The organism is Pseudomonas sp. BS-2016 (genome assembly GCF_001806145.1).
Classification (GTDB): domain Bacteria; phylum Pseudomonadota; class Gammaproteobacteria; order Pseudomonadales; family Pseudomonadaceae; genus Aquipseudomonas; species Aquipseudomonas lundensis.
Genome location: NZ_MLCT01000015.1, coordinates 351,753 through 375,349 on the forward strand (window position 1 = coordinate 351,753; position 23,597 = coordinate 375,349).

The following is a 23,597-nucleotide window of genomic DNA, read 5'->3' on the forward strand; positions in this document are numbered from 1 at the left end:
ATTACGGATCGGCACACGTTCGACAGACAAGACCCTGAAAATCAACACGCACAAAAAAGGCGACCTCGTGAGGTCGCCTTTTTTATTACTTCACCACTTTCAGACTTGGCCGACCGCTAGGACGCGGAGGCTCGCTGCCCGGAGGCGGCAAATCGTCATCCGGTTCGATCTCGTCATCAGCCTCAAGAGCTTCTTCCAGATCAAACACCATGCCTTGGCCATTCTCACGGGCGTAGATCCCCAGAATGGCTGAAATTGGCACGTACAGCGTGTGAGGCACACCCCCGAACCGCGCTTCGAAACTGACCGCTTCGTTATCCATGTGCAGATTACGCACAGCGGCAGGCGCAACGTTCAACACGATTTGCCCTTCACTGGCAAAACCCTGAGGCACTTGCACCTTCGGGTATTCGGAATTTACCAACATGTGCGGCGTGCAGTCGTTATCAACAATCCACTCATAGAGCGCACGCACCAGATAAGGTCGACTTGAATTCATCAAGGGCTCCTAAAGCCTTAGCGCATGTCGCGTTCGACACCAGACAAGCTTGCCTGGAAAGCCTCACGCGCAAACTGGCGCTCCATATAATCAAGCAGCGGCTTGGCAGGCCGCGGCAGTTCAATACCCAAAACAGGCAAACGCCAGAGTATCGGCAATAGACAGCAGTCGACCAGACTTTGCTCGTCACTGAGGAAAAAAGGTTTGTCAGCAAATAACGCAGACACGCCCGTCAAGCTCTCGCGCAGCTCTTTACGCGCCTGTACACGCGCAGGCTCTTTGGTGCGCGAATCCAGAATCAGGTCCACCAAGGCGCACCAGTCACGCTGGATACGATGGATCAGCAGGCGGCTGTTGGCACGTGCGACCGGATAGACCGGCAGCAAAGGCGGATGCGGATAACGCTCATCCAGGTACTCCATCACTACAGTCGATTCCCACAACGCAAGGTCACGATCGACCAGCGTTGGCAAACTGCCGTATGGGTTCACTTCGATCAGTTTTGGCGGTTGACGACCCGCCTCCACACTAATGATCTCGGCGCTGACACCTTTCTCGGCGAGCACAATGCGCACTCGATGGGAATAGTGGTCGGCGGGGTCGGAGTAACAGGCCAACCGATTGGTCACGCCCATGGCGGTCCTCCTCGCTTGTTGAAATGATCAGAAGCAGAAAAACGAAAGCGCCCGAGGTGCGTCTCCAGTAACTGCATGATGATGGCACACACGATCAAACGACCTTGTGTACCACAACCAGCCCAGCTACCTGTTCAGAGACACCCTCGGGCGCACACGTTAAACAGCAATGCGTGTAACGATATCAGTGCACGTCTTTCCAGTACTCACGCTTGAGCAAATAAGCGAATACAAAGAAGAACGCCAGATAGAGCAGAACGTACGTGCCGATGCGCTGATGCTCCAGCTTCACCGGGTTGGCCGAATAGGCCAGGAAGGTCACGAGGTTCTTGATCTTCTCGTCGAACTGCTCTTCAGTCAGCGTGCCGGTTTTTGGCAGTACTGTCAGCTGGTCGCACGCTTCGTGTGTCAAAGGCGTGCCGGTGAGCGGATCATACTGCTTCTTGCCGTCTTCGACGATCTGAACTTGCTTGCAGCCAATCACCTGACGCCCTTGAAGCGGCGCCAGAACGTTTGGCATGCCCACGTTCGGGAAGACCTTGTTGTTCACACCCCAAGGGCGCGACGGGTCTTCATAGAACGAGCGCAAGTAGCTGTAGAGCCAGTCAGTGCCACGCACACGCGCCACCAGGGTCAGATCGGGCGGTGCCGCGCCGAACCAGGCCTTGGCATCTTCAGGCTTCATGCCGATGTCCATGTGATCACCGATCTTGGCACCGGTCATCACCAGGTTTTCGAGCATGACGTCGTGAGGAATGCCCAGGTCGTCAGCAACCCGCTCATAGCGCTGGAACTTGGCACTGTGACAGCCCATGCAGTAGTTGGCGAACGTACGTGCGCCGTCCTGCATGGCAGCCTTGTCAGACACATCAATGTCGACTTTGTCGAGCTGGACACCCTGCTCCGCAGCGAAAGACAGTGCAGGCATAACAGCAAGCATCAATACAGCAAATAGCTTTTTCATCAGCCAGTCACCCTTTCCGGAACCGGTTTGGTCTTCTCAAGCCTGGTGTAGAACGGCATCAAAATGAAGTAGGCGAAGTACAGGAAGGTACACACCTGCGACAGCAACGTGCGGCCCGGGGTCGGCGCCAATACGCCCAACACACCCAAAATCACGAAGGAGATGCAGAATACCCACAGCCAAATTTTGCTCATCCAGCCTTTGTAGCGCATGGATTTGACAGGACTACGGTCCAGCCATGGCAACACGAACAGCACCGCGATCGCTGCACCCATGGCAATAACGCCCATGAGCTTGTCAGGGATGGCACGCAAAATCGCGTAGAACGGAGTGAAGTACCAGACAGGCGCGATATGTTCCGGTGTTTTAAAGGCGTTCGCTTGTTCGAAGTTCGGCTTTTCGAGGAAATAACCACCCATTTCCGGGAAGAAGAACACGATCGAGCAGAAGACAAACAGGAACACCACTACACCGACAATGTCTTTGACCGTGTAGTACGGATGGAAAGGAATGCCGTCCAGCGGGATGCCGTTTTCATCTTTGTGCTTCTTGATATCCACGCCATCCGGGTTGTTTGACCCGACTTCGTGCAAGGCAAGAATGTGCAGCACCACCAGCCCTAGAATCACGATAGGCAGAGCCACTACGTGCAAGGCAAAGAAACGGTTCAGGGTAATACCGGAGATCAGGTAGTCACCACGAATCCACTGAGTCAGGTCGTTACCGATGACTGGAATTGCACCAAACAGCGAGATGATCACCTGGGCGCCCCAGTAGGACATTTGCCCCCAAGGCAGCAGGTAACCCATGAAGGCTTCAGCCATCAGGGCCAGATAGATCATCATGCCGAACAGCCAGACCAGCTCACGCGGCTTCTGGTACGAACCGTAGAGCAGGCCACGGAACATGTGCAGATACACCACGATAAAGAACGCAGATGCCCCCGTAGAGTGCAGCAGGCGCAAGATCGAGCCATATTCAACGTCACGCATGATGTATTCGACAGAAGCGAATGCTTCTTCTGCCGACGGCGTGTAGCTCATGGTCAACCACACACCGGTTACGATCTGGTTAACCAGAACCAGTAACGCGAGCGAGCCGAAAAAGTAGAAGAAGTTGAAGTTCTTCGGTGCGTAATACTTGCTGAGATGGTCTTCCCACATCTTAGTGGCCGGGAAGCGTGCATCTACCCAATCCATGAACTTGCTCATTACGCGTTCTCCCCTTCGAGACCAACGACAATGATGTTGTCACTGCCCTCTACGTAGTAGTAAGGCGGCACTGGCAGGTTCAAAGGCGCAGGTTGCGACTTGTAGACACGACCGGCCAGGTCATAGTGCGAACCATGGCAAGGACAGAAATAACCACCCACCCAATCTTTACCCAGGTCGGCAGGTGCGACTTCAGGACGGAACGTCGGCGAGCAACCCAAGTGCGTGCAAATACCGATCAACACCAGAATTTCCGGCTTGATGGAACGGTATTCATTTGTTGATTTTTCAGGTTGGTCGGATTGTTTGGATTCCGGGTCAGCAAGCTGGCCGTCAATCTTTTTGAGATTCGCCAGAATCTCTTCAGTGCGGCGGACAATGAATACCGGCTGACCACGCCACTCAGCAATCATCTGCTGACCTGGCTCAACCTTAGCAATATTGACCTTCACCGGTGCGCCAGCGGCTTTCGCCTTGGCACTGGGGAACCACGACCCCACAAACGGGACTGCCGCCCCCACCGCTCCTGCAGCACCCACCACGGATGTGGCTGCTACGAGGAAGCGACGCCGGCCGACATTTACGCCGTCATTGCTCATTCAGTCCTCTCCCATCAGCTTTGTGGCCTGTTAAATCAGGCATCTACTAAGTAAAAATCTGAACTTATAAAAATTTTGCAGAATGGTAATGAAAAGCCCCTACTCTGACAAGGTAATTACCGATCTCGGTCGGCTACAAGCCTTGTAGTATAGGCATTTGCTGGATGTGGCAAGTTGTCACATGCATAAATCATCACCCATAAAAAACGCCCAGCTCCGAAGGAGACTGGGCGCTTTTGAACGAAGCTGCGAATTAACGCTTCGAGTACTGCGGACGCTTACGCGCTTTACGCAGACCGACTTTCTTACGTTCAACTTCACGAGCATCGCGAGTTACGAAGCCTGCTTTGCGCAGAGCGCCACGCAGAGTTTCGTCGTATTGCATCAGTGCGCGAGTGATACCGTGGCGGATTGCGCCAGCTTGACCACTTACACCACCGCCGATCACGGTAACGAAGATGTCGAATTTCTCAACAGTCTCAGTCAATTCCAGCGGCTGACGAACTACCATGCGGGCAGTTTCGCGACCGAAGAAATTATCCAGGGAGCGGTTGTTGATGGAGATGTTACCAGTACCCGGACGCAGGAAAACGCGTGCGGTTGCAGTCTTACGACGGCCAGTGCCGTAGTTTTGAGTCGCCGACATAATGAACTATTCCGTTAAAACTTCAGTTCTTGGGGCTGCTGAGCAGTATGAGGGTGAGCAGCGCCCGCATAGACTTTCAGCTTACGGTACATGTCGCGACCCAGCGGGTTTTTAGGCAGCATGCCTTTAACCGCGGTCTCGATCACGCGCTCAGGAGCTTTGGCGATCAGCTTTTCGAAGTTGATCGACTTAATCCCGCCCGGGAAACCGGAGTGAGAGTAGTACATTTTGTCAGAGGTTTTGGCACCAGTGACACGGATCTGCTCAGCATTGATAACAACGATGTAGTCACCGGTGTCAACGTGCGGAGTGTATTCCGGCTTGTGCTTGCCACGCAGACGGCTCGCGATCTCGGTGGCCAGACGACCCAGGGTCTGACCAGCAGCGTCGACGACAAACCAGTCGCGCTTTACTGTTTCTGGTTTAGCAGTAAAAGTTTTCATTCTTTATAGCCTCAGGGGCCGCCCTGTAAATTAGACGGCGGATCTTACTGAATAGTGCGTACTTTGACAAGTCAAAGGCAGCCGGGTACAGACGCTATCGGGGGCTCGGGTCAGCGCGTCCGTTCAACGGCAAGATTCTTCGGCAGGCGGCGCATCACTTCCACTGCAGAAAGAGGTCGGCAATTATCCAGATTGCGGAAAAAATTACAACCTGCTTTTATGATTCTTTCCCCCAAGGAGCTCCCTATGGACTACCGCCAGCTAGGCCGAACCGACCTGAATGTCAGCGCAATTGCCCTCGGAACCATGACCTGGGGCGAGCAGAACACCCAGGATGAAGCCTTCGCGCAGATTGAGTACGCAAAAAACGCAGGGATCAATTTCATCGACACCGCCGAAATGTACCCGGTGCCACCCAAGGCCGAGACCTACGCCACCACCGAGCGTTACATAGGCAACTGGTTCAAGGCCCGCGGCGATCGTGCCGACTGGATACTGGCCAGTAAAATCGCCGGCCCCGGCAATGGCATCGACTACATCCGCGATGGCCAGCTCAAACACAACCGCACCCATATCGTCCAGGCGCTGGATGCGAGCCTCAAACGCTTGCAAACCGACTGGATCGACCTCTACCAGCTGCATTGGCCCGAGCGCAGTACCAATTTCTTTGGCCAACTGGGCTATACGCACCATGCTGACGAGCAGTTCACTCCGCTTGAAGACACCCTCGAAGCCCTCGACGAGCAAGTAAAAGCGGGCAAAATCCGACACATCGGCCTGTCCAACGAAACCCCGTGGGCCACGATGAAATTCCTGCAACTGGCCGAAAGCCGGGGCTGGCCGCGAGCCGTTTCAATCCAGAACCCTTACAACCTGCTCAATCGCAGCTTTGAAGTCGGCCTGGCTGAAATCGCCATTCGCGAACAGTGCGGCCTGCTCGCCTACTCCCCGCTGGCGTTCGGGATGCTCTCCGGCAAGTACAACGCAGGCGCCCGCCCTCCAAAAGGGCGCCTGAGCCTCTACAGCCGCTTCTCGCGCTATTCCAACCCGCAAGCCGTGGCTGCCAGCGAGCGCTATGTGGCGCTGGCTCGTCAACACGGCCTGGATCCGGCGCAAATGGCCCTGGCTTATGTGACGCAACAGCCGTTCGTCACCAGCAATATCATTGGCGCAACCACGATGGCGCAACTTGAGAGCAATATCGACAGCATCAAAATAAAACTCTCGGACGAAGTACTGGCAGGTATCGAAGCCATTCACAAAGCGCAGCCAAACCCCGCGCCTTGACACCTGCCCCGTAGCGGCGGCTGGCGATGGCTTGCGCCGCCACCGGCCGCCACTGCGTCGCTGGCCAGGTGACACGCGACTTGAACGGACGAAAGTCCACGTGGCGCAAGGCGGCTGCCATGAAACGGGAACAGCCCCTAGACACACAGGATAAAAAATAAGACGATCCAGCCGTAAGTTGACCAATTTCACCTATAAGAATAATCAAATCATGTCTACTCATCTCACCGCGCCCTTGCGGCGCGTCAGCATATTGGCCATCGATCGGGTTTTTGCCTCGACACTGATGCAAGCCAAGGATTTCTTTCACCTCGCCAGCCTGCGTCACGGCAAACAGCTTGGCCAAGGCCTCAACGCCACCTTCGAAACACGGCTCGTCAGCCCGGACGGCCTGCCTGTCAGCAGTTTCAGTAATGTGATGCTTCCAGTGGACGGCAGCCTCGAAGACACAGACATCATCATCCTCCCCGCCTTTTGGGACGATTTCGACACACTGTGTGAGCGCTATCCGCAAATTTTGCCCTGGTTACGCGCACAACACGCACGCGGCGCCGTGCTCTGCGCAGAAGCCACCGGCGTGTTCTGGCTGGCAGAAGCCGGTTTGCTGGAGGGCAAGGAAGCGACAACCTACTGGCGATTTTTCAACAGCTTCGCCGAGCGTTTCCCGGGCGTTCATCTGAATCAAGACAAACACCTGACAGATGCTGACAATTTGTATTGCGCAGGAGGGCCGACCTCAGCCTGCGACCTTTACATTTACCTGATCGAACGCTTCTGTGGCGCCAATATTGCCCAGGCCGTCGCACGCGACATTCTGTATGAAGTGCAACGCAACTACGCCCCCGGCCGCATTGGGTTTGGCGGGCAGAAGCTGCATCAGGACGTGATCATTCTGCAAATCCAGCACTGGCTCGAAGAACACTTTGCCGACAAGTTCCGCTTCGAGGACGTGGCTCGCGAGCATGGCATGAGCATTCGCAATTTTATGCGGCGCTTCCAGATGGCGACAGGCGACAAACCCTTGCATTACCTGCAACGCCTGCGCATAGAGACCGCCAAAGGGCTGCTTTCGGCCACCCGCAAAAGCATCAAGACCATCAGCTACGACGTGGGGTACGACGACGCCAGCTTCTTTGCGCGCTTGTTCCGGCAACACACCGAGCTGTCACCCAACCAATACCGCCAGCAATTTCAACAAGCCGCGTAGCCGGCCGCAACGCACATCGCCAAACAAAAAAGGCCTGCATCAGCAGGCCTTTCTCATGAAGTGCTCGACTAAGGCTTGTGCGCCCGCGTCAGGTATTCGTGGGATTGCATCTCCAGCAGACGACTCAGGGTGCGCTGGAATTCAAAATTCAGACGCCCGCCCTTGTACAAGTCCTTGAGCTCGACTTCAGCCGAAATGATCAGCTTGACGTTGCGGTCGTAAAATTCGTCGACCATGTTGATGAAACGGCGCGCAATATCATCCGTTTTCACGTCCATCTGCTCAACGCCGCTGAGGATCACCGCATTGAAGATCTTGCCCAGTTCAATGTAATCGTTCTGGCTACGAGGGCCATCACACAGCTCGCGGAACTCAAACCAGGCCACGTCATCGCACGTACGCAAGGCGCGAATGGTGCGGTTCTCGATGATCAAGTCATCGTTTTCCACAGCACGGGTCGAGTTATGTGTGAGCGCTTTAAAGCTCTCGCGCAGAGACTTTTCCGACGCTTCATTGAGCGGAAAGTGAAACAGCTCAGCTTGTTCCAGATGGCGCAGGCGGTAGTCCACACCACTGTCAACGTTGACGATCTCGGTGTTCTGCTTGATCAGTGCAATGGCAGGCAAGAAGCGCGCGCGCTGCAAGCCGTCTTTGTACAACCCATCAGGCACGATGTTAGAAGTCGCAACCAGAGTGACACCGTTTTTGAACAGCTCTTCCATCAGCGTCCCGAGAATCATGGCGTCGGTAATGTCCGACACAAAGAACTCATCGAAACAAATCACCCGCGCCTCGTCGGCAAAACGCTTGGCAATGATGGTCAGCGGGTTTTTTTCGCCATTCAGGGTGCGCATTTCTTCATGCACACGCTTCATGAACCGGTGGAAGTGCGTACGAACCTTCTGCTTAAACGGCAGGGCATCAAAGAACGTATCAACCAGATAAGTCTTGCCCCGCCCTACGCCACCCCAGAAGTACAGGCCTTTGACCGGCGTCTGGTCCTTTTTGCCGAACAGCTTGCCGAACAGGCCCGGCTTGCTCTGCGAAGAGGCAACCAGATCGTCGTACAGACGCTGCAAATGGCGTACAGCGTTTTCCTGCGCGGCATCGTGGAAGAAGTCCGGGCGTTTCAGATCAGCTTGATATCGTTCTAGAGGCGTCATAATTCGTTAGCAAGGCAACAAAAACGGGCCGTCACTGTAGCGACGGCCCTGGGGAATGGCAATCGGACCTGAGGCGAATCGCCGCACTTTCTTAATCCTGTGCAGGCACCAGCGCCGCACGCAGTGTCTCGATGGCGGCATCACGGGCGACGCTGTCGGCGAATTCCGGGCTGTCCGCCACGCATTCTCCTGCCAGCCACACACTGAAACTCGAGTCCTGGGTGCGCACGTCCAGCGGCTCGCCGGATTGCAGTTGCTTGGTCACCTGCCCCGCCGCTTTACCATCGGCAAAGCGGCGCGACAGCAACAATTGCTCACCGTCGGTGGCCAGCATGCGGAAGCGGAAGCTGCCGTCTTCGTCACGGAAGCTGACAAAGCGCGGGCCTTTGCTGGCTTTCTTCTTGGTCGCTGTCGTGGCCTGCGCCGCACTGACAAACGAACGCAGGCCGACGGCTTCGCGTAACTGCGCCAGGAAAGGCGTTGCAATGGAACGAGCCTTGCGAGCTCCGGCCAGCAGGATGTCTTCCATGTCGGATGGGCGCGACATCAATTCGTGATACCGCTCGCGAGCCTCGCCCAATTCGGCGTCCAACAGTTTGAACAGGCGCTCCTTGGCTTCACCCCAACCCAAGCCCTGCAACAGCTCGCTGCGGAACTCTGCCGTCTGCGCGGGCGTGGAGAACGCCTGATACAGCGTGAACAAATGCGAGTTGTCCGGATCCTTGGCTTCGCCCGGCGCACGGGAGTCGGTCACGATGCGCGAGATGGCGTTTTTCATGTCTTTGGCGCTGGTGAACAACGGGATCGTGTTGTCGTAGCTTTTTGACATCTTGCGCCCATCAAGGCCGGGCAAGGTGGCAACGCTTTCTTCAATCAGCGCTTCAGGCATGGCGAAAAAATCGTTGCCGTTGCCAAACAGGTGATTGAAACGCTGGCCGATGTCACGGGCCATTTCAACGTGCTGGATCTGGTCGCGACCGACCGGCACCTTGTTGGCATTGAACATCAAAATATCGGCAGCCATCAGCACCGGATAGCTGTACAAGCCCATACTGATACCGGCGTCCGGGTCTTCGCCGTTTTCCAGGTTTTTATCCACCGACGCCTTGTAGGCGTGGGCGCGGTTGAGCAGGCCTTTAGCCGCTACGCAGGTCAGCAGCCAGGTCAGCTCAGGAATCTCGGGGATGTCTGATTGACGGTAAAACGTCACGCGCTCGACATCCAGACCGGACGCCAGCCAGGTCGCCGCGATTTCCTGACGCGAGCGCTGGATGCGCTGCGGGTCATCGCATTTGATCAGCGCGTGATAGTCCGCCAGGAAGTAAAACGAGTCGGCGTTGCTGTCACGACTGGCCACGATGGCCGGGCGAATTGCACCGGCATAGTTGCCCAGGTGCGGCGTACCGGTGGTGGTAATACCGGTGAGGATTCGAGTACGAGTGGTCATAGGTAATCGCTTATCAGACTGCAATCAATTCGAAAGGCGTGGCAGCACCAACTCTTTGAGTTCAGGCAGCTTGCCGTGAAAAAAGTGTCCGCATTCTGCCACTTTCAGCAGCTCATGGGGGCGCGAGAGGTCTTCGGACCAGTCGTAAACCAGTTGCGGATCGATCACTTCATCGGTTTGTGGCTGGATCACGGTCAATGCGCATTCGTGGGGCAACGCATCTTCGTCACGCAGACGCATCACCGCCGGTGCAATCATGAACACGTGTTTAAGGGCTTCGCCTTCGGCTTCAAGCCGGCCGCCCAAACTTGCAGCCACAAATCCGCCAAACGAAAAACCCAGCAACGTGATCGGCAGATCCGGGTGTTTGGCACGCAGCCAATGAGCCGCCGCCAACGCATCATCGACTTCACCGGTGCCCATGTCATGGCGGCCTTCACTGGCGCCGGTGCCACGATAATTAAACCGCAAGGTAGTCAGGCCAGCATCGCGGGCCGTGCGTTGAAGGGTTGAAACCACTTTATTCATCATCGTCCCACCCTGTACCGGGTTTGGATGGCACAGCAGCGCAAGGCCTTTTGCTTGGGGCTGATCGAGGTATAACGCTTCCAGATGGCCCACCGGGCCATCAATCAAAAGGGGGGTTTCGCGGGTAAGCAAGAAGGAACTCCGTGACCTCAAATTGGGTCGACTCGTCTAGCTGATAGATTCTGTCTGACATATTTGCGAGTGCATCGCGGTATACAGCGCAGGTCCGAGCCGTTAACGTAAAGCAAAGCCGTTTATAGAGGAAGGACTCGTGGAACACTCGCTCTTGATTTGGTTGTTGCCGACTCTAGCCTTGGTTGCAGGTGTCGCCATTGGTTTTCTGGTCGCTCGTCTGCTGCCCAATGCCGCGCCTAACCGCACGCAGCGCCAGCTAGATGACATCCAGGAACGTTTTGACAGTTATCAGAATGAAGTGGTCACCCACTTCAACAGCACCGCCAATCTGGTGAAGAAACTCACTCAGAGCTATCAGGATGTGCAAGACCATCTCGCCGAGGGTGCCAACCGTTTGGCTCTCGACGAGCAGACTCGCCAACGCCTGCTGGCCGCACTGCATTCCGAAGCGCCTCAGCCGCACCGCGAGCGCCTTACCCCGCCGCACAGCTCAGAGCCGCCATTGGACTACGCGCCGAAAACCCCGAACGCCCCCGGCATGCTCGACGAGCATTACGGCCTGAAGAAGTAATTCATCCGGTAAAGCGTTCACCAAAAAGCCCCGCGACCTGATAAAGATCGCGGGGCTTTTTGTTGTGCATCGGGCTGTGACCGCTGAAGGCTTGCATGGCAAACCGTCTCACAAAACCTGCACGCTCTCCGTCAAAAACGGCTAAAAGCGAGGCTTACGGGTATTGCTGAACCTGACCTTGTTGCTGGTAGTTCATGCCTGGAATCGGCGCCAAGGTGATCTGAACACGTCGGTTTTGAGCCCGGCCATCAGGGGTCGCATTGCTGGCAATCGGGTCCGCAGGACCTTTACCCGTGACAGACAAGTACTGGCCACTGACACCCTGAGACGTCAGATAAGTGGCAACGCTCTGCGCACGCTGCTGAGACAGCTGCATGTTGTAGTTGTAGTTACCGGTGCTGTCGGTGTAACCGACAATTTGAATCTGTTGCTGGTTATTGAGTTGCTTCAACGAGTTGGCCAGGCTATTGAGCGGCTGGTAGAAACTGGGCGAAATGTTCGCTGAGCTGGTCGCGAACGTAATATTGCCCGGCATGACCAAAGTGATGTTGTCACCCTGACGCTGAACTTCTACACCGGTGTTGGCCATACTGGCGCGCAGTGCAGCTTCTTGCTTGTCAGCGTAGTAGCCATAACCCGCGGCCCCCAGACCCGCAACGGCAGCGCCGATCAGTGCGCCCTTGCCACGGTTGTTGTGGTCAATGGCAGCCCCCGCCACTGCACCGGCCAACGCGCCCAGCCCGCCATACTTGGCCGTCTTGCTCATGCCCGTCGATGCCTGACCCTGATTGTCATACGGGTTGGGCGAGGCACAGCCCGCCAGCAAAGCAATGGCACTGGCGGCCACGATCAAACGACTTGAAATAAACATGGTGAAGCTCCTACTCAATACTTTCTGGGGGGCAAAGGTCGTTGGCAATGGACCTCTGTGGGCGTTTGAACACAGCCAACGTTAAAAATTCCATTGGCTGATCAAGCACGTACAAACGGGTTTTCGCGCATCTCATCGCCCAGACGGGTGTCAGGGCCGTGACCCGTAATCACGGTGGCATCTTCATCCAGCGTATACAGACGCTGCTTGATGGAACGTACGATAGTTGCCTGATCGCCACCCCACAAATCCGTACGGCCAACACCACGACGGAACAGCGTGTCCCCGGCAATCAACAGTTTTGCATCAGCAAACCAGAAGCTCATGGAGCCAGGCGTATGCCCCGGCGTGTGAATCGCCACGCCACACCCGCACGCCAGTTCTTCATCGTCGTCAAGCCAGCGATCCGGTGACGGCACCGGTGTATAGGGGACGCGAAACAACGTGCACTGCATTTCAAGGTTGTCCCACAGGAACTGATCCTCTTTGTGCAGATGCAACGTCGCCCCGGTTTTCTCCTTGAGCTGACCCGATGCCAGGAAATGGTCCAGGTGCGCATGGGTGTGGATGATGCTCACTACCTTCAAACCATGCTTCTCCAGGCGCGCCAGAATCAATTCATGATCGCCACCCGGGTCGACCACAATGGCCTTTTTCGTCACCGGATCGCCGATGATCGTGCAGTTGCACTGCAAAGGGCCGACGGGGAAAGTTTCACGGATCAGCGCAGGCGGGTTATTCATGGTTCCGGGTTCCAAAGCGGATAAAACGGTTTAAAACTTGACCCCGACGCTTAACGCCATGAAGTCGCGATCACTCAAGGTGTTGTAGCGGCCGCCAAAAAAATTGGTATACGACACGCTGCTGGTGTAGGTGTTCTGGTATTCGGCATCCAGGCCGATACTGACCGCTTTACGGCCTTCTTCGAACGTGGCCGCGGGGCCGGGTGCGTAACCGCTGACGTCGTGGGACCACGCCACAGCGGGCTTGAGATTGATGCCCGGCAGCACGCTGTTGTATTCCCACACGGCCCGCGCCCGATAGCCCCACGAATTGGCCGTGGTAAAGCCATCGTTACCCTCCTGACCGAACACCGGGTCGCGGCCATAGCGCTTATCGGATCGGCTTTCCAACCCGGCAACGTGAGTAATGCCAACTTCCCCGGTCAGAATCAGCCGATTGGCGCCCATGGCGTTGTCCAGAATGTGCGTCAGCGAGGTCTGAAACTGAGTGATCTCTTTACGCCGATAGCCTGCGGCATCGGCCCCCGGCGTCACGCTCAACGGGGACGCATCCGCCAACCCCGGCAGCAAGGTGACAGTGGCGTACAGCAAATCATCGGTATTGAGTTGCACCGGCGCATTTGGACGATAGCTCAACTCCCCTTTCCACGCCGTGCCTGTGGATAACGTGGTTGCGAAACTCATGCCGTACAAACGAATGTCTTCGGGGTATTCGACGTAGTAACTGGCATTGCCCGCGACCTGCATCGACCCCAGGCTGCCAGCGGCAGACGCCGCGTTGTACACCGCCTGCGAAGCCGCACGGCCGCTGATGATCGGATCACGGCTGTGGTAGTTCATGAAGAACGCGCCGAACTCGGTGTCCAGCGGGTCGAAGCGATAGTGCATGGCCAGTCCGAACTGCCCGCTGTTGCGCGCGTTACGATCCGCATCCCGACGCACCAATACACCTTCGTTGTTGATGTCGACCCCGGCCGAGGTCAGCGCCGCCAGGTCGGCCACCGCCAGGGCTGAACGCGCGCTCATCACCCGGTAGTTGCCGCTACAGCCGTCCGCAATCACATCCGATTGCGAGAAAAATGTCCCGCAGTTGTCGGCCTCGGACTGCTCCCAGTCCAACTGATAAAAACCTTCCACCGATAACCGGTCAGTGAGATTTTGCGACAGGTAGAACAGGTTGACCGGCACCAGGCCGTCCTTGTACTCGGTGCCAGGACGGCGATAAGCCGACGCATCAGTCGGATTGATGGCATTGATCCCGCCGCCGATGAAAGCACTTCCCCCCCAACTGACCACTTGCTTGCCCAAACGTACGGCGCCGGGTTGATCGGCAATCACATAGTTGTGGTACACGAACGCATCCAGCCACTGCGCGCCAGCGGATTGCGCCGAGGCACGACGGCCTTTGTCGCTGATGTCCTTGAACGGGCGGCTGTCATCTTGCAGTTCGAAGTCGTACCAATACTTGCCACGCACATAGAGGCCGCTGTCGCCATACTTCAGCTCCAGCCCGTGAACCCCCATGAATAATTTGGAAAAGGTTTCGCCGCGCTTGAAGTTCAATCGGCCATCGTCAGAAATTTGCGAGTGGCCAGTGCCACCATTATTGGCACCGATCAATGACTGATCGGCCTTGGCGGTCGACCAACTGGCGCCAATCGATAACTCGGAATCGAGCTGAGCTTCGACGTCCCCGACGTTAAAGCTCAGCCCCCAGGCGGGCCCGGCGAGCGTCGCGGCAAAGCTGACTGCCAGCGGCAGTTGGGCGCGACGCCAGAACCGGTTGACTGAGGGCATTGATACTTCTCCGAGGGCACGTCGCAATAGGCCCGCAAGGATGAAGGAAAACCAGATTTTGACAAGATCCTCGACGCATATGCCCCTCACCCGCGGTCGTTGCATGCTTCAGCGGCTACAGGGTTTGTGAAACCTGATGGCGAATCCTTTTTTTATCGAGCTTGCCGACACTGGTCTTGGGGATTTCAGTCACCAGCACGACCTGAGCGGGCACTGCCCAAGGGCGCAGAGAACCCGCATCGACAAAAGGCTGAAGGTGGTCTTTGAGCGCCTCAGCATCCAGACGGGCATCTTCTGCCAGCACCAGCATTGCCACTGGCCTCTCGCCCCACTGCGCATCGGGCACACCCACCACGGCCACCTCCCGCACCTGCGCGTGACGACCGATCAAGTCCTCCAGTTCCAGCGACGACACCCACTCGCCACCGCTCTTGATGACGTCCTTGATCCGGTCACGAATGTCGATCGCCCCGCGACGGTCTAGGGTTGCCACGTCGCCGGTGTGCAGCCAGCCGCCCGCCCACAACTCGGCGCCCTTTTCGGGCTCATGTAAATAACTGCCGGTCAGCCACGGCGCACGCAATACCAGCTCCCCTTGGGTTTCGCCGTCATGGGCGAGGAACTGCCCTTGCTCATCCACAAGGGCCACTTCCACCAGCGGCCCCGGCACCCCTGCGCGAATTCTGTGACTGATGCGCTCGTCCTCCGACCCCGCCCATGCATGGTCGTCCAGGTGCGCGCAAGCCACCAGCGGACCGGTTTCAGACATGCCGTAAGCCCCCATCAACTCAATGCCGCGGGCCTTGGCAGCGGCGAATAGCGTACGGCTCAATGCGCTGCCGCCGACAATGATTTTCCACCCATTGAAATCAGTGCCCTGGGCGTTTGGTGCGTTAAGCAGCATTTGCAAAATGGTCGGCACGCAATGAGAAAAGGTCACCTGTTCGCGTTCCCAGAGCGCGACTAACCGTTCCGGCTCATATCGCCCCGGATACACCTGCTTAAGCCCCAGCAGGGTGGCCAGATACGGCATGCCCCACGCATGCACGTGAAACATCGGTGTGATCGGCATGTACACGTCGCTGCCGCCGAGCAACCGTTCAGCTGGCACGCTGCCGAGAATGGTCGAGATCCCGAGGGTGTGCAGCACCAGTTGCCGGTGGGTGAAATACACCCCTTTGGGATTACCGGTGGTGCCTGTGGTGTAAAACGTGGTGGCCACCGAGTTCTCATCGAACTCTTCAAACCTGTAGTCAGGGCTCGCGGCCGCCAGCAGTTGCTCGTACTCCCCGACGCAATTGGGCAACTGCCCTGCGGGCTCAAACGTGTCCGTCAGCAACAGGGTTTTCTCGACCGTGGTCAATTGCGCGGCGATGCTTTGATACAGCGGCACGAAATCACTATTGACCAATACAAACCGGTCTTGCGCGTGGTTCATCGTGTAAAGGATTTGTTCGGCAGATAAACGCACGTTGAGGGTGTGCACCACCGCTCCGAGCATCGGAATGGCGAACATGCATTCCAGGTAACGATGGCTGTCCCAATCCATCACCGCCACGGTGTCACCTGCTTTGACACCGGCAGTTGTCAGCACATTGGCCAACCGGGCAATCCGCTCGTTGAGGGTGTCGTAGGAATAACGCCGCAGGTCGCGATAGACGATTTCCCGCGACGCTTCATAGCGCCGCCCGGACAACAGCAATTGCTTGATCAGCAGCGGGGCTGCATGCGCCGCTTGGGTGGGCGCAATAATGCGAGTCTGCAACATGAGAAACCCCCAATGAGAAAACGATCAACGTCGCCTTGGGGGTAACTCTAGTCGGCAGTGACAAAAACCCATTAATTCACAGCGGTGATCGGGGCTTAAAGCCTCAGTTCATTTCGGTAAAGGCCAGTTTCACACCCAGCGCGACCAAAACAGCGCCCATGGTGCGATCAAACCAGTGGCCCATGCGCGCAAACCCTGTGCGTACACGTTGATGACTGAACAGCATGGCCACCATGCAGAACCACAGCCCGGTCGCAACAGCCAGGTACACGCCATACCCGGCCTGAATCGACAGCGGCGTATGCGGGTTAATCACCACCGTAAACAGCGACAGGAAAAACAGCGTGGCCTTCGGGTTCAAGCCATTGGTCACAAACCCCGACGTGAACGCGCCGCGCGCCGTGCGTTCACCCACCGGCAGCGAAGTGGCCACGGCGGCAGGATCAGCGGGTTTGGCACGCAGCGCCTTGATCCCGATGTACAGCAGGTAAGCTGCCGCCAGCCATTTAAGTGCGTTAAACAACACAATCGATTGCGACACGATGATGCCGATGCCAAGCAGCGAATAACCGACATGAACAAAAATCGCCGTGCCAACCCCGAACGCCGTGAACATGCCTGCGCGGCGACCGTGGGTCACGCTTTCACGCACCACCACGGCAAAATCCGGCCCCGGGCTGGCCACCGCCAACAGATGAATCAGGGCGACGGTCAAGAATTCTGTCCAATACATGCACGGCTCCATTACAAATTGTTTCTTCTGATAGGCTCGCCACATTACGCCTTCATTTCACCGCACAAAAGGTACAGTTGATGACTAACACTCGCCGCGCCGTGTTCCTGGATCACACCTCACTGGATCTGGGCGATCTGAACCTCAGCCCGTTGCGTGAATGCCTGGGCGATCTGCACCTGTACGCCGACACCACCCCTGAAAACGTCATCGAACGCTTGCAAGGCGCCACCGTGGCCATCAGCAATAAAATCCTGCTGGACGCTGACACCCTCGCGGCGTGCCCGCAGTTAAAACTGATCCTGGTCGCCGCCACAGGCACCAATAACATTGACCTGGAAGCCGCACGCGCCCACGGCATCGTTGTGGCAAATTGCCAGGGTTACGGCACGCCCTCGGTGGCGCAACACACCTTGATGTTGCTGCTCGCACTGGCCACACGCCTGCCCGACTATCAAAAAGCGGTGTCTGCCGGGCAATGGCAAACGGCCAAACAATTCTGCCTGCTGGACTTCCCGATTGTGGAGCTGGAAGGCAAAACCCTTGGCCTGTTGGGTCATGGCGAGCTGGGCAGCGCCGTCGCAAAACTGGCCGAAGCCTTTGGCATGCGCGTGCTGCTCGGGCAAATCCCCGGGCGACCGGCACGCGCTGATCGGATGCCACTGGATGAACTCTTGCCGCAGGTCGATGCGTTGACGTTTCACTGCCCGCTCAACGAACACACGAGGAATTTGATCGGCGCCCGAGAGTTGGCACTGCTCAAGCCCGGCGCGTTCGTGGTCAACACTGCTCGCGGCGGCATGATCGACGAACAGGCCCTGGTAGACGCCCTGCGTAGCGGCCATTTGGGTGGAGCCGCCACCGACGTGCTGAGCGTAGAACCGCCCCGCGACGGCAACCCGCTGCTGGCGGCAGACATCCCGCGCCTGATCATTACGCCCCACAGCGCCTGGGGCAGCCGTGAGGCGCGGCAGCGAATCGTGGGCCAATTGACTGAAAACGCTCACGCGTTCTTCAACGGTACAGCGCTGCGGGTCGTCAGTTGATAAACTGCGCCCCTTTTTGAGGAGCAGATTATGGATCCGCGCAGTGAAGTACTGCTTCGTCAGCCTGATTACTTTCAGGGCGAGGTGCTCTTGGTGGGCCTGCCACCTGACGACGTACTCGGCCGCTTACCGAACGCCCACGGCTGGTGCTGGCACGCTGGCGATCAGGCCGCGCTAGAGGCTCGCTTTGCCGGGCGCGTGCATTTTGGGGTCGATGTTCCGGCGCGCGCGTTCGACACTGCCGTGGTGTATTTGCCCAAGTCCAAAGAGCTGAGCGACTACGTACTCAAGGCCGTGGCCGCACGCCTGCCCAATGCCGATGTGTTTCTGGTGGGCGAGAAGAAAGGCGGCATCGAAGGCGCCTCCAAACAGCTGATCCCGTTCGGCAAGCCGCGCAAGCTCGACAGCGCCCGGCATTGCCAGTTGTGGCAAGTCACCGTGGTCAATGCGCCGCAAGCACCGGTCCTGGCAGACCTTGCGCAACATTACGAGCTGGCACTGGAAGAAGGCCCGCTGAACGTGGTCAGCCTGCCCGGCGTGTTCAGCCACGGCCGTCTGGATCGCGGCAGCGCCCTGCTGCTGGAGCACCTCGACAAACTGCCCAGCGGTCACGTACTGGATTTTGGCTGCGGCGCAGGGGTATTGGGCGCAGCGGTCAAGCGTCGCTACCCGCACAACAGCGTCACCCTGCTCGATGTGGACGCGTTTGCTACCGCCAGCAGCCGCCTGACGCTGGCGGCCAACGGCCTGGACGCTGAGGTGATTTGCGCAGACGGTATCGATGCCGCGCCGATGGAACTCAACACCATTTTGAGTAACCCACCGTTTCATGTGGGCGTCCATACCGATTACCACGCCACTGAAAACTTGCTGCAAAAATCGGTCAAACATCTGAAAAAAGGTGGCGAACTTCGGATTGTGGCCAATAGCTTCCTGCGCTATCAGCCACTCATTGAAGAGCAATTCGGGGCCTGCACCGTCAAGGCTGAAGGCCAGGGATTTCGGATTTACAGCGCGAAGCGTCGATAAAACAAATTAATAAACAAGGCTTGCCGGATCGGATTTGCATAGGCAGAATCCGCTCCGTCCTAGGGGAGTAGTCTCCCACGAGCGCCATGCTCGTCCGGCATACGTCAACATACTTGGTCAACAGACCATGGCGTATGCGACCCAGGAGTCCGCACAGACGGACCGGGGTTTGACAAGACCTATGACACGAACACCTTACCCGGGGCGGGAAGGCTGTACGTGTCATAGCCGTGTCGACCCGCCCCTGGAAACCACCTGATGATGCTCGACTCCTTACTCGTTCCGACTGCAATCGTTGCCTTGGCCGAAATCGGCGACAAGACGCAGCTGCTCGCCCTCATTCTCGCCGCCCGCTTTCGCAAGCCTTGGCCAATCATTGCCGGCATCGTGGCCGCGACCCTGGCCAACCACGCCGCCGCAGGTGCGGTAGGTGCCTGGTTCGGCAGTTTCTTCTCGGATGTGACCTTGCACTGGATCCTCGCAGCCAGCTTTGCGGCCACCGCACTGTGGACGCTGGTGCCGGACAAAATGGACGATGACGAAGCGAGCACGGCCCGCAAATTTGGCCCGTTCCTGACCACACTGATTGCGTTTTTCATCGCTGAAATCGGCGATAAGACCCAAGTGGCGACCGTAATGCTGGCCGCTCAATACCCGGATCTGTGGCTGGTGATTATCGGCACAACCCTGGGCATGTTGATTGCCAACGTGCCGGTGGTGCTGGCAGGTAACTTTGCGGCCGACAAGTTGCCGCTGACCCTGATTCGCCGGTTGGCGGCGACCGCCTTCTTCGTACTGGCCGCGGTGGCAGTGTACAAGGCGATGGCGATCAGCGGCTGGGTGTAGCCCCCATCACCGGCCCTCTTCTTCGGGAAAGGGCCGGCAACGTCAAGGGTTACTGGGTTTTTGGCGCTTGCTGATACAGCGGCAACACCTTGGGAATCGCCGCTTCTAACGCGGCAATCCGGCTACTCGACGCCGGGTGGGTGCTCATGAATTCAGGCGGCGCACTTTGCGACGCTTGCGCCATTTTCTGCCACAAGGTGATGGCGGCATTCGGGTTGTAGCCCGCACGCGCCGCCAGCTCCAGACCAATCAGGTCTGCTTCGTTTTCGTTACTGCGGCTGTTAGGCAACGTCAGGCTGTAATTGACCACGGTATCGGCCAGTTGCAGGCTGTCCTGCCCCAGCCCCAGCAATGCACCCGCACCCTGCTTGGCCATTTCGATGCCGTACGCTTTGGACATCGACTCGCGGCCATGTTCGCGCAATGCATGGGCAATCTCATGGCCCATGACCGCAGCGATTTCATCGTCGTTGAGTTTGAGCTGATCAATGATCCCGTTATAGAAAATGATCTTGCCGCCCGGCCCGCAGCTGGCATTGAGCTCATCACTTTTGATCAGGTTCACCTCCCAATTCCATTGCGCCGCATCCGGGCGAAAGGCCGGGACCTGGGCAATCAGCCGGTTGGCGATCGCTTGCAAGCGCTTGGCATTGGTACTGGTTTTGTCCAGAACACCTTTAGTATTGGCTTCGCTGACGGTTTGTTGGTACGACTGGGCGTACATTTGATCCACTTGCTGACTCGACAGCATGCTGAACATGTACTGCTTGCGCTCAATGCCGACCGCACCGGCATTGGTGGTATTGACCGACTGACAACCGCCGAGCAACAGCCCTGCGCCAACCACGCACACTACCGCTAATTTACCCATCACGACTCTCCATAAAGATGGCGCGCATCGTAGCAGACACGCGCCTCAACCCGGCGTCAGACACTCGGGGGCATTAAGCTTGGGATCATTGACCAGATTGGCCAGCGGGCGCTCGCGCAACGGTGATTGCTGGCTGGCCAGCAGCGCCTGTAACACATGCAAAGGGGTTTGAGGATCCAGCCAGGCTTGCTGACCCGCCTCATCCAGAATCAACGGGCGACGCTGACTGGCCGCTGCCTGAGTAATAACAGCCGTGCTCAACCATTCGTGCCCTTGCACCGGATAGGCCTCCCAAATCGCCGCAAAAAACAGTGATGCACCTTCACCGGGCGTCAGCCAGTACGGCCGTTTGCGCGTGGTGCCGCGCCACTCATAAAACCCATTGGCCGGCAGCAGGCAGCGACGCAAGCGAAAGGCGTCACGGAACATGGGTTGTTCCGCAACGGTTTCAGCTCGGGCATGGGCCGGTGTGCGAGACAGGTCCGTCAGCCAGGCCGGGGTCAGGCCCCAACGCGCCCGGGCCAGGGTTCGCTGGCCCGGCGCTTCGCCTGCGCGCAAGATCAACACCGCATCATTGGGCGAGATATTCCATTGCGCCTGCTGATCCGCCGGAAAACCGGGCAAGGCTGCAAATGCAGGGTTCCAGCGAAACAGGGCAAAACGTCCACACATGGGGCTGTACAACTCTTTTCTATATAGCAGTGAACAAAAGGCCGTTAACACTCCAGCACATCGGGGTAGCTATCAGGCTCGTCGCCCTCAAAGGGCGAGGCGGCATTGTACGCATCGATCAGCTCGCGCGCGTAACGGGCGTGATCATCGGCCACGGCCAGTCCCAACAAACCCAGTGCCGGTAATTCGCCCGTGCCGCCGATCAGGTCACGCCCCTGAAGGGTCGCCGTAACCCCTTCGCTGGCGAGCATGCCCAGCAACAGCTCGGCTTCCATCAGGTTTTCAGGCTCGTAGATGCGCTGCATGACGGCTACTCGTTTTCGCTACGGACATCGAGCATCCACTCATGACCGTCGGTCTGGAGAGTGAAGACAATCGGCCGGCAGCACACCGGGCAGTCTTCAATGTAGGTCTGGTCACCGCCCGAAAGATCCAGCACCGCTTCTGCCAGCTCACCACAATAAGGGCAATCGTACTGTTCGGTTTCAAGCATCGCGGTCTCCAGAGTGACTTGTGCGTATAATCGCCGGTCTATTTGCAGGGCTATTATTTTTGGCCTGCCTTGTTTACTTACCCTAGCCGTTTCCAACAAGAGAGCATGATGGGCGAATTCGATACCATCCGACCTTACGACGACGCCGAAGTCCCAGCCGTGCTGGCCCGGCTGCTCAGCGACAAGGCGTTTCTAGATATCCTGACCCACTTTCGCTTCCCGCGCCTGGCTGGCGCTTTCGGCTGGCTGTTAAAACCTCTTATAGCGCATCGCCTGCGTAAAGAGTTCGCTGGCGTGACCTCTGTCGCCACCTTGCAAGACAAAGTCGAAGTGTACGTCGACCGCACCATTGAACACGCGACCGATGGGGTGACCTACTCCGGCGTCGAGAATTTGAAGTCCGGCACTGCCTACCTGTTCCTGGCCAACCACCGCGACATCGTGATGGACCCGGCCTTCGTCAATTACGCGGTTTACCACGCAGGCCTGCCGACGCCACGTATTGCCATCGGCGACAACTTGCTGCAAAAGCCGTTTGTCAGCGACCTGATGCGCCTCAATAAAAGTTTCATCGTGCACCGTTCGATCACCGGACGCCGGGAAAAGCTCGCGGCCTATCAATTGCTGTCGGCGTACATCAATCACTCGATCCGCAACGATGGCGTCTCGATCTGGATTGCGCAGGCTGAAGGCCGCGCCAAAGACGGCGACGACCGCACAGATTCGGCCATCCTGAAAATGTTCCACATGAGCCGCAAGAACGAGCCGTTTGGCGAGGTGGTTCAGTCACTGAACATGACCCCCGTGTCGATCAGCTACGAATACGACCCGTGCGATCAGGCCAAGGCACGCGAGCTGTATATCCGTGCCACCACCGGCGCTTACACCAAAGCGCCTGGCGAAGACGACACCAGCATCGCCAATGGCATCACCGGTTACAAAGGCCGCGTGCACGTGAACTTTGCTGCCCCCGTGACTGAGTTTTTCGAAGACAGCAAGCTGTTGGCCGCCGAAATGGATCGCCAGATCCTCGGCGGCTATCGCCTGTTCCCGGCGCACTACCTGGCGTATGCGCAGTGGGATGACGCAGACCCGCAACTGCAGGTGCCTGACGCCGCACAGGTGTTCCCGGCAGATGAATTGGCCAAGGCCCGACAAGAGTGGCAGCGCCGTCTGGACGCTTGCCCGGCCGAGCACCGCCCTTACCTGGTGCTGCAATATGCAATGCCGGTGCGCAACCAGTACCGCATCAAGGCAGGCCTGCCCTTGTAAAGCCCGCGTCTGTGGTCGCTGCCTCGTGTTGTACGGCGGCGACCACAGGCCCAACGCCTAAATTCTGCTGTCACCGTATCGTCATGTTAAGCGGTCACTCTGTGGCCCCTCGACACCGACA

26 protein-coding genes and 1 riboswitch are annotated in these 23,597 nt (G+C 57.5%); of the genes, 7 read left to right on the top strand and 19 right to left on the bottom strand.

Annotation, left to right across the window (positions count from 1 at the left end; genetic code table 11):
• Positions 1 to 85: 85 nt before the first annotated feature.
• The 7 genes from BKD70_RS07020 to rplM form a co-directional block, all read right to left on the bottom strand.
• Positions 86 to 499 (bottom strand): ClpXP protease specificity-enhancing factor, encoded by a 414-nt coding sequence (locus BKD70_RS07020; protein ID WP_047273768.1) that lies wholly within the window; start codon positions 497 to 499, stop codon positions 86 to 88.
• A 17-nt stretch (positions 500 to 516) separates the two neighbouring features.
• Positions 517 to 1,134: a glutathione S-transferase N-terminal domain-containing protein gene (locus tag BKD70_RS07025; RefSeq protein ID WP_016779514.1), complete on the bottom strand. Its 618-nt coding sequence runs from the start codon at positions 1,132 to 1,134 to the stop codon at positions 517 to 519.
• 184 nt (positions 1,135 to 1,318) lie between these two features.
• Complete coding sequence (locus BKD70_RS07030) at positions 1,319 to 2,098, bottom strand: cytochrome c1 (protein ID WP_047273767.1); 780 nt, start codon at positions 2,096 to 2,098, stop codon at positions 1,319 to 1,321.
• A complete protein-coding gene (locus BKD70_RS07035) occupies positions 2,098 to 3,309 on the bottom strand; it encodes a cytochrome bc complex cytochrome b subunit (RefSeq protein WP_047273766.1) in 1,212 nt (403 codons plus the stop codon). The genes BKD70_RS07030 and BKD70_RS07035 overlap by 1 nt, the downstream gene beginning before the upstream one ends.
• On the bottom strand, positions 3,309 to 3,908 hold the full coding sequence (petA, locus tag BKD70_RS07040) for a ubiquinol-cytochrome c reductase iron-sulfur subunit (RefSeq protein ID WP_047273765.1): 600 nt from the start codon (positions 3,906 to 3,908) through the stop codon (positions 3,309 to 3,311). Before petA ends, BKD70_RS07035 begins: the two co-directional genes overlap by 1 nt.
• Positions 3,909 to 4,161: 253 nt before the next feature.
• Positions 4,162 to 4,554, bottom strand: a complete 393-nt coding sequence (gene rpsI / locus BKD70_RS07045) for a 30S ribosomal protein S9 (RefSeq protein ID WP_047273763.1) — start codon at positions 4,552 to 4,554, stop codon at positions 4,162 to 4,164.
• A gap of 14 nt (positions 4,555 to 4,568) precedes the next feature.
• The gene (rplM, locus tag BKD70_RS07050; protein WP_047273761.1) at positions 4,569 to 4,997 is read right to left on the bottom strand and encodes a 50S ribosomal protein L13; all 429 of its coding nucleotides are present in this window, start codon (positions 4,995 to 4,997) and stop codon (positions 4,569 to 4,571) included.
• Positions 4,998 to 5,243: 246 nt separating this feature from the next.
• On the opposite strand from rplM, the gene BKD70_RS07055 reads away from it, so the two are divergent.
• Together BKD70_RS07055 and BKD70_RS07060 are read left to right on the top strand one after the other, a co-directional pair.
• Positions 5,244 to 6,284, top strand: a complete 1,041-nt coding sequence (locus BKD70_RS07055) for an NADP(H)-dependent aldo-keto reductase (protein WP_047273759.1) — start codon at positions 5,244 to 5,246, stop codon at positions 6,282 to 6,284.
• 286 nt (positions 6,285 to 6,570) lie between these two features.
• Positions 6,571 to 7,491: a GlxA family transcriptional regulator gene (locus tag BKD70_RS07060; RefSeq protein ID WP_169859498.1), complete on the top strand. Its 921-nt coding sequence runs from the start codon at positions 6,571 to 6,573 to the stop codon at positions 7,489 to 7,491.
• Between the two features lie 68 nt (positions 7,492 to 7,559).
• Here BKD70_RS07060 and zapE read toward each other — a convergent pair whose 3' ends face one another.
• From zapE to BKD70_RS07075, 3 genes are all read right to left on the bottom strand, one after another.
• Positions 7,560 to 8,654 (bottom strand): cell division protein ZapE, encoded by a 1,095-nt coding sequence (gene zapE, locus BKD70_RS07065; RefSeq protein WP_047273757.1) that lies wholly within the window; start codon positions 8,652 to 8,654, stop codon positions 7,560 to 7,562.
• A 91-nt stretch (positions 8,655 to 8,745) separates the two neighbouring features.
• Positions 8,746 to 10,101 carry a tryptophan--tRNA ligase gene (locus BKD70_RS07070; RefSeq protein WP_047273755.1) on the bottom strand — a complete coding sequence of 452 codons (1,356 nt, stop codon included), beginning with the start codon at positions 10,099 to 10,101 and terminating at the stop codon, positions 8,746 to 8,748.
• A 24-nt stretch (positions 10,102 to 10,125) separates the two neighbouring features.
• Entirely contained in the window at positions 10,126 to 10,761 is a 636-nt protein-coding gene (locus BKD70_RS07075; RefSeq protein WP_047273753.1) for an alpha/beta hydrolase, read from the bottom strand.
• Positions 10,762 to 10,900: 139 nt separating this feature from the next.
• On the opposite strand from BKD70_RS07075, the gene BKD70_RS07080 reads away from it, so the two are divergent.
• On the top strand, positions 10,901 to 11,335 hold the full coding sequence (locus BKD70_RS07080; protein ID WP_047273751.1) for a YhcB family protein: 435 nt from the start codon (positions 10,901 to 10,903) through the stop codon (positions 11,333 to 11,335).
• Between the two features lie 154 nt (positions 11,336 to 11,489).
• Here BKD70_RS07080 and BKD70_RS07085 read toward each other — a convergent pair whose 3' ends face one another.
• The 5 genes from BKD70_RS07085 to BKD70_RS07105 form a co-directional block, all read right to left on the bottom strand.
• The gene (locus tag BKD70_RS07085; RefSeq protein ID WP_047273749.1) at positions 11,490 to 12,206 is read right to left on the bottom strand and encodes an OmpA family protein; all 717 of its coding nucleotides are present in this window, start codon (positions 12,204 to 12,206) and stop codon (positions 11,490 to 11,492) included.
• 101 nt (positions 12,207 to 12,307) lie between these two features.
• Complete coding sequence (locus tag BKD70_RS07090) at positions 12,308 to 12,949, bottom strand: MBL fold metallo-hydrolase (protein ID WP_047273748.1); 642 nt, start codon at positions 12,947 to 12,949, stop codon at positions 12,308 to 12,310.
• A gap of 30 nt (positions 12,950 to 12,979) precedes the next feature.
• Positions 12,980 to 14,746: a DUF1302 domain-containing protein gene (locus tag BKD70_RS07095; protein ID WP_047273746.1), complete on the bottom strand. Its 1,767-nt coding sequence runs from the start codon at positions 14,744 to 14,746 to the stop codon at positions 12,980 to 12,982.
• A gap of 115 nt (positions 14,747 to 14,861) precedes the next feature.
• Positions 14,862 to 16,514 carry a fatty acid--CoA ligase gene (locus BKD70_RS07100; protein WP_047273744.1) on the bottom strand — a complete coding sequence of 551 codons (1,653 nt, stop codon included), beginning with the start codon at positions 16,512 to 16,514 and terminating at the stop codon, positions 14,862 to 14,864.
• A 103-nt stretch (positions 16,515 to 16,617) separates the two neighbouring features.
• Positions 16,618 to 17,247 carry a LysE family translocator gene (locus BKD70_RS07105; RefSeq protein ID WP_047273742.1) on the bottom strand — a complete coding sequence of 210 codons (630 nt, stop codon included), beginning with the start codon at positions 17,245 to 17,247 and terminating at the stop codon, positions 16,618 to 16,620.
• A gap of 80 nt (positions 17,248 to 17,327) precedes the next feature.
• On the opposite strand from BKD70_RS07105, the gene BKD70_RS07110 reads away from it, so the two are divergent.
• From BKD70_RS07110 to BKD70_RS07120, 3 genes are all read left to right on the top strand, one after another.
• Entirely contained in the window at positions 17,328 to 18,293 is a 966-nt protein-coding gene (locus BKD70_RS07110; RefSeq protein ID WP_047273740.1) for a 2-hydroxyacid dehydrogenase, read from the top strand.
• Between the two features lie 30 nt (positions 18,294 to 18,323).
• Complete coding sequence (locus BKD70_RS07115; protein ID WP_047273738.1) at positions 18,324 to 19,322, top strand: class I SAM-dependent methyltransferase; 999 nt, start codon at positions 18,324 to 18,326, stop codon at positions 19,320 to 19,322.
• Positions 19,323 to 19,372: 50 nt separating this feature from the next.
• Positions 19,373 to 19,492: riboswitch (yybP-ykoY riboswitch) on the top strand.
• 91 nt (positions 19,493 to 19,583) lie between these two features.
• The gene (locus BKD70_RS07120; protein WP_047274281.1) at positions 19,584 to 20,168 is read left to right on the top strand and encodes a TMEM165/GDT1 family protein; all 585 of its coding nucleotides are present in this window, start codon (positions 19,584 to 19,586) and stop codon (positions 20,166 to 20,168) included.
• Between the two features lie 49 nt (positions 20,169 to 20,217).
• Here BKD70_RS07120 and BKD70_RS07125 read toward each other — a convergent pair whose 3' ends face one another.
• Genes BKD70_RS07125 through BKD70_RS07140 form a run of 4 tightly spaced genes read right to left on the bottom strand, consistent with a single transcriptional unit; the run spans position 20,218 to position 22,204 of the window.
• The gene (locus tag BKD70_RS07125; RefSeq protein WP_047273736.1) at positions 20,218 to 21,039 is read right to left on the bottom strand and encodes a M48 family metallopeptidase; all 822 of its coding nucleotides are present in this window, start codon (positions 21,037 to 21,039) and stop codon (positions 20,218 to 20,220) included.
• Positions 21,040 to 21,084: 45 nt separating this feature from the next.
• On the bottom strand, positions 21,085 to 21,711 hold the full coding sequence (locus tag BKD70_RS07130; RefSeq protein ID WP_047273734.1) for an SOS response-associated peptidase: 627 nt from the start codon (positions 21,709 to 21,711) through the stop codon (positions 21,085 to 21,087).
• A 44-nt stretch (positions 21,712 to 21,755) separates the two neighbouring features.
• A complete protein-coding gene (locus tag BKD70_RS07135; RefSeq protein ID WP_047273733.1) occupies positions 21,756 to 22,016 on the bottom strand; it encodes a putative signal transducing protein in 261 nt (86 codons plus the stop codon).
• 5 nt (positions 22,017 to 22,021) lie between these two features.
• Positions 22,022 to 22,204, bottom strand: a complete 183-nt coding sequence (locus tag BKD70_RS07140; RefSeq protein ID WP_047273731.1) for a CPXCG motif-containing cysteine-rich protein — start codon at positions 22,202 to 22,204, stop codon at positions 22,022 to 22,024.
• Positions 22,205 to 22,309: 105 nt separating this feature from the next.
• Here BKD70_RS07140 and BKD70_RS07145 point away from each other — a divergent pair, with 105 nt between their 5' ends.
• Entirely contained in the window at positions 22,310 to 23,476 is a 1,167-nt protein-coding gene (locus BKD70_RS07145) for a 1-acyl-sn-glycerol-3-phosphate acyltransferase (protein WP_047273729.1), read from the top strand.
• Positions 23,477 to 23,597: the final 121 nt, after the last annotated feature.

Coding starts and splice junctions, on each gene's coding strand:
- BKD70_RS07125 (WP_047273736.1), bottom strand. CDS start 21,039: ATGGGTAAATTAGCGGTAGTGTGCGTGGTTGGCGCAGGGCTGTTGCTC.
- BKD70_RS07070 (WP_047273755.1), bottom strand. CDS start 10,101: ATGACCACTCGTACTCGAATCCTCACCGGTATTACCACCACCGGTACG.
- BKD70_RS07090 (WP_047273748.1), bottom strand. CDS start 12,949: ATGAATAACCCGCCTGCGCTGATCCGTGAAACTTTCCCCGTCGGCCCT.
- BKD70_RS07030 (WP_047273767.1), bottom strand. CDS start 2,098: ATGAAAAAGCTATTTGCTGTATTGATGCTTGCTGTTATGCCTGCACTG.
- BKD70_RS07135 (WP_047273733.1), bottom strand. CDS start 22,016: ATGCAGCGCATCTACGAGCCTGAAAACCTGATGGAAGCCGAGCTGTTG.
- BKD70_RS07115 (WP_047273738.1), top strand. CDS start 18,324: ATGGATCCGCGCAGTGAAGTACTGCTTCGTCAGCCTGATTACTTTCAG.
- BKD70_RS07060 (WP_169859498.1), top strand. CDS start 6,571: ATGCAAGCCAAGGATTTCTTTCACCTCGCCAGCCTGCGTCACGGCAAA.
- BKD70_RS07085 (WP_047273749.1), bottom strand. CDS start 12,206: ATGTTTATTTCAAGTCGTTTGATCGTGGCCGCCAGTGCCATTGCTTTG.
- BKD70_RS07020 (WP_047273768.1), bottom strand. CDS start 499: ATGAATTCAAGTCGACCTTATCTGGTGCGTGCGCTCTATGAGTGGATT.
- petA (WP_047273765.1), bottom strand. CDS start 3,908: ATGAGCAATGACGGCGTAAATGTCGGCCGGCGTCGCTTCCTCGTAGCA.
- BKD70_RS07055 (WP_047273759.1), top strand. CDS start 5,244: ATGGACTACCGCCAGCTAGGCCGAACCGACCTGAATGTCAGCGCAATT.
- BKD70_RS07035 (WP_047273766.1), bottom strand. CDS start 3,309: ATGAGCAAGTTCATGGATTGGGTAGATGCACGCTTCCCGGCCACTAAG.
- BKD70_RS07105 (WP_047273742.1), bottom strand. CDS start 17,247: ATGTATTGGACAGAATTCTTGACCGTCGCCCTGATTCATCTGTTGGCG.
- BKD70_RS07120 (WP_047274281.1), top strand. CDS start 19,584: ATGCTCGACTCCTTACTCGTTCCGACTGCAATCGTTGCCTTGGCCGAA.
- BKD70_RS07140 (WP_047273731.1), bottom strand. CDS start 22,204: ATGCTTGAAACCGAACAGTACGATTGCCCTTATTGTGGTGAGCTGGCA.
- rpsI (WP_047273763.1), bottom strand. CDS start 4,554: ATGTCGGCGACTCAAAACTACGGCACTGGCCGTCGTAAGACTGCAACC.
- BKD70_RS07130 (WP_047273734.1), bottom strand. CDS start 21,711: ATGTGTGGACGTTTTGCCCTGTTTCGCTGGAACCCTGCATTTGCAGCC.
- BKD70_RS07095 (WP_047273746.1), bottom strand. CDS start 14,746: ATGCCCTCAGTCAACCGGTTCTGGCGTCGCGCCCAACTGCCGCTGGCA.
- BKD70_RS07110 (WP_047273740.1), top strand. CDS start 17,328: ATGACTAACACTCGCCGCGCCGTGTTCCTGGATCACACCTCACTGGAT.
- BKD70_RS07145 (WP_047273729.1), top strand. CDS start 22,310: ATGATGGGCGAATTCGATACCATCCGACCTTACGACGACGCCGAAGTC.
- BKD70_RS07100 (WP_047273744.1), bottom strand. CDS start 16,514: ATGTTGCAGACTCGCATTATTGCGCCCACCCAAGCGGCGCATGCAGCC.
- BKD70_RS07025 (WP_016779514.1), bottom strand. CDS start 1,134: ATGGGCGTGACCAATCGGTTGGCCTGTTACTCCGACCCCGCCGACCAC.
- zapE (WP_047273757.1), bottom strand. CDS start 8,654: ATGACGCCTCTAGAACGATATCAAGCTGATCTGAAACGCCCGGACTTC.
- rplM (WP_047273761.1), bottom strand. CDS start 4,997: ATGAAAACTTTTACTGCTAAACCAGAAACAGTAAAGCGCGACTGGTTT.